The following is a 3,752-nucleotide window of genomic DNA, read 5'->3' as shown; positions in this document are numbered from 1 at the left end:
CATGCCGGCCGGGGCTGCATACGCAAACAGCGGCCATCACGGACAGTCCGACATCGCGTTTTCACACGACCTCGGTCAAACCAGGAAATCCCCTGCCCTTCAGGAACGTCCGGTGTTTCCGTCTTAAGCGGACATTCGGTCTATTTCCGGAACGTGCCAGTTGCAGATATTTGATCCTCAGGCCTGATGTTCGACTTGTTGTCCGCGTGAGGCCCTCAATGATGCCGCCGAAGCCGCAGGCAGGAGCACCATCGGCAACTACGGCTCCACGATGGGTTGCGACAGGATCCAGAGGCTCAGGACCGTATAGCCCACCATGAGGACCAGCATGGGCCCTTGGCTTTTGCGTGCTGCCTTGGATGTTACGAACACCGCGAGGGCGGTCTCGTGCGCGAGCCAAGTTGCCACGATATGGCCGATCACGATCGCGCCGACCGCCATGAGCCAGACGAAGCGCGCATCCACGATGCCGATATCGATCCGGTAAAGGGCAGTGCCAAAGAGATCCCAGCCGAACCCGAAGGGATCCGACGCCAGCGGGATCGCGAATTGCCCGGCAAGGAGCAGGAACGAGAGGTAATGCGCCAGGTGATAGGCGATGGCGATGGGCACGAGAGGCAGCACAAACCGGCCCGCCAGCGTGCTTAAGGAATGCTCCGCTTCACCCGACGCCATGCGCATCATGGCAATGACGACAAGATACGCTCCTCCAAAGACCAGCGGCGCCAGACAGAGAAGCATAGTCGCGAGAACGTCACCCGAACTCTCCCCTTCCGTACCGAGCCGGTCGACCAATTCGACGACAATCATCCAAGCCGGTGTTTCCAGCAGGCCATCCACCGACACCGTCGCCAGCATCAGAAGCGTGAAAGCGGTCAGTGAGATGGACAGAGGCCGGTCGGACAGGAGCCCCACTGCATAAGGCCGCAGCCACCAGCACCCACGAAGGCCGGTTCTCGCCACCTGGAGCGGGGCAAAGCGCCCGAGAATGGCAAAGGCCACGGCAAAGGGGTCGGCGTTCCGCAGCCAGACAGCCGGACCGAACAATCGGCAGCCGATCCAGCTCAGACCGAGATAGGCCAGGGCTCCCAGCGCGATATTGCGCGGGATGTCGCGTCCCGGTGCGATCAGCTCAAGCCAAGCCATCAGGAGAAAGAGGGCGGCGGCCGGCCACGCTCCCAGCCAGGGAGGGTATGCCTGAAACCGGCCTCGTCCAGGCGCCGAGGTCCGAAACCCGTCACTCCAGCGCCGTCCCCACTCCCAGGCAATCACCGCCGGGTTCACGAGCGGCCACGGATTGACGACAAAGGCCGCAAGGAGGGTCATGCCCACCCACCAGATCACCCAGACGAAGACCGGGGTGATGTTCTTGAACGGGTTCTGGTTGCCAAGGAGGCCCGCCATCACGATCAGGAGGAATAGGCCCATCGAGAGGCCCTGAAGGACGGCAACGAGCGACCAGGGAAGCCTGCCCCTGGCGAAAACGAGGCTGCGCGGTTTGATCGGTCGAGCTGAAGTCCGGAAGAGGGTCAGGAATGCGAATGAAGCCGCAACGGCCGCTCCGGCCCCCAGCAGATACAGCCAGAGCGGCAGGGGAAGATCATAGCGCGCCCCCAGCCCATGGGCTTGAGCCTCACCGGGTAGGATGGCGCAAAGCACAGATGTGGCACCGGTTCGGAGGAACGAGCCTCTGCCTGCTCCAGAGCATCGTGCGGAAAAGCGGCCCCGGTTATTCGCTAGCGCGGCCCTTTGGGTCGCTTTCAACGATGCTCGGCTTGAAAGAGGAAGCATCGGATCGATCCCCAAAGTGGAATCCACTTTTGGGTCCGATGCTCTAGCGTGGGTGTACTTCGACATAGACGAGGATCCGGTCGCGTCCCGCGCCACCATGGATCTCGACCGGGAACCGGCCGGTGGCATAGGCAGTGAAAGTCATGTGCTGGGGGCTGCCGGGGGCGGCCGTGATCTCAATGTCGTAGCCATGCAGATGGAGCATGATCATCCGGTCAGCCGTCCAGACGATTTTTACCTGATCGCCCTGCACCACCTGGAGCACCCGTGGCCCGCCCGCCACCCGGCCATTCTCGAGGATCATGTCGAAGTGCTTTATCGTGCTGGCGTCCTGCCCCATGGCCGGAAGAGTGCACGGCACGATCACGAGCATCGTTGCGAAGAGATCCTGGCCAAGGCGGGTCAGGAAGGTGCCTGCGGCTCGGGACATGATCCCCGCTCCCGCTTCTCATCAACACGTGACGAGTGTAGACTATGCGTCTGTGTTCGTCAGGTCGGGCTTGATCTCGATATGGCGTAGGCGCGGATCAGCCTGGAAAGGCGCGACGGCCATCCTGACCAGCGTCAGCATTCCCGCATTCCGCCGCCCCTTCCGAGGCGGGCGGATCGTGCAGTCAGAGCTTACGCTCTTATCCAGCGTCACAGGAGAATCCTATGTTACGCGCTTGCCTGATAGCGGGATTGACCGCAGCTCTTCTCGGCTCGGTGAGTGCTCGAGCCGAAATTCTCGCCATGGCCAATTATGAGAGCAAGCCGCCAGACGCTCTCAAGGCTTTCAAGCACCCGGTTGCGGGGCAGACGCGGCAGGAAGGGATCGCCGTTATCGACGTCAACCCCGCCTCGCCCAATTACAAGAAAATTGTGGAGACCATTCCGCTGCCGCCGGATCTCGTCGCCCATCACATCTTCTATAACCGGGACTCGACCAAGGCCTATGTGACCTCGCTCGGCAAGAGCGAGCTTGGGGTGATCGACACCACGAAGCGCCCCTTGACCATGAAGCAGGTTGCCGTGCCGGACTGCAAAATGGGCGAGGACGTCGTGTTCTCGGCCGACAACACCCGCTGGTTCCTGACCTGCCTCGGCTCGGCCAACGTGATCGCGGGCGATGCGATCAAGGATGAGCCGACCCAGACCATTGCCCTCCCGCATCCCTATGCGCATGGCATCAGCATTCACGACGGGATCGACCGGATCCTGGTGACGAGCACGGTCCGCGGGTCGGATCTCGGAGATGCCAGGGAGACGATCACAGCGATCGAGGCCAGCACCGGAAAGGTGCTCGAGAGCTACAAGGTGTCGAACAAGCCCTCACCCTCCGGAGAGGCACCCGTCGAGATCCTGTTTGTCCCAGGTGCGGACCCGCCCGTTGCCTATGTGACCAACATGTACGGCGGCACCCTTTGGACGGCGACCTGGGACGCGGCGAAGAAGGGTTTCGACGTCGCGCAAGTCTTCGACTTTGGATCTGTGAAGGCCGGGGTGCCTCTCGAACTCTACGTGCTCAGCAAAAACGGCAGGCCGGACCGGCTTCATGTCACGACCGCCAAGCCCGGCCACCTGCATGTGTTCGATATCAGTCAGGATGCCGGCGCGCCGAAGCTGCTCAAGTCGATCGCGGCGGCCGAGGGCGCCCATCACGTGGCCTACACGAAGGACGGACGATTCGCCTACGTGCAGAACTCGCTGCTCAACCTTCCGGGCATGAATGATGGCTCGATCACGCTGGTCGACCTGAACAAGGGCGAGGCGGTCGACAGTATCGACACGCTGAAGGACCAGGGCTTTGCGCCCAACAGCATCGTGCTCCTGCCCGAGTGGAATGACATGGCAGGCCACTGACGAAGAGGATCGGCCTGTGACTTCGGTTGCAGGCCAACCAATGTGCCACATGTATGGTCCGACCGTGCGTCTCGAGATGAAGTTGGCAGGCTGACGAACATGAGAGCTGCGTCGATGTA

Annotated in this window: 3 protein-coding genes; 1 reads left to right on the top strand and 2 read right to left on the bottom strand. The window is 61.9% G+C overall.

Translation table 11 applies throughout. The annotated features are described in order from the left end of the window. Window positions 1-258: 258 nt before the first annotated feature. Together DC522_RS32770 and DC522_RS32765 are read right to left on the bottom strand one after the other, a co-directional pair. Window positions 259-1,659, bottom strand: coding sequence for a hypothetical protein (locus DC522_RS32770; protein WP_116532597.1), 1,401 nt, complete (start codon window positions 1,657-1,659; stop codon window positions 259-261). 175 nt (window positions 1,660-1,834) lie between these two features. Beyond that, window positions 1,835-2,221 carry a hypothetical protein gene (locus DC522_RS32765; protein ID WP_116532596.1) on the bottom strand — a complete coding sequence of 129 codons (387 nt, stop codon included), beginning with the start codon at window positions 2,219-2,221 and terminating at the stop codon, window positions 1,835-1,837. A gap of 224 nt (window positions 2,222-2,445) precedes the next feature. Here DC522_RS32765 and DC522_RS32760 point away from each other — a divergent pair, with 224 nt between their 5' ends. After that, complete coding sequence (locus DC522_RS32760) at window positions 2,446-3,633, top strand: YncE family protein (RefSeq protein WP_116532595.1); 1,188 nt, start codon at window positions 2,446-2,448, stop codon at window positions 3,631-3,633. Window positions 3,634-3,752: the final 119 nt, after the last annotated feature.

It is taken from the genome of Microvirga sp. KLBC 81 (genome assembly GCF_003075415.1).
Lineage (GTDB): Bacteria > Pseudomonadota > Alphaproteobacteria > Rhizobiales > Beijerinckiaceae > Microvirga.
The sequence above is the reverse complement of the archived record's forward strand: the minus strand, read 5'-3'. Positions and strand labels throughout refer to the sequence as shown.

Bases quoted from the DNA above. Each gene is read 5' to 3' on its own strand.
- DC522_RS32760 (WP_116532595.1), top strand. From the start codon at position 2,446: ATGTTACGCGCTTGCCTGATAGCGGGATTGACCGCAGCTCTTCTCGGC.
- DC522_RS32765 (WP_116532596.1), bottom strand. From the start codon at position 2,221: ATGTCCCGAGCCGCAGGCACCTTCCTGACCCGCCTTGGCCAGGATCTC.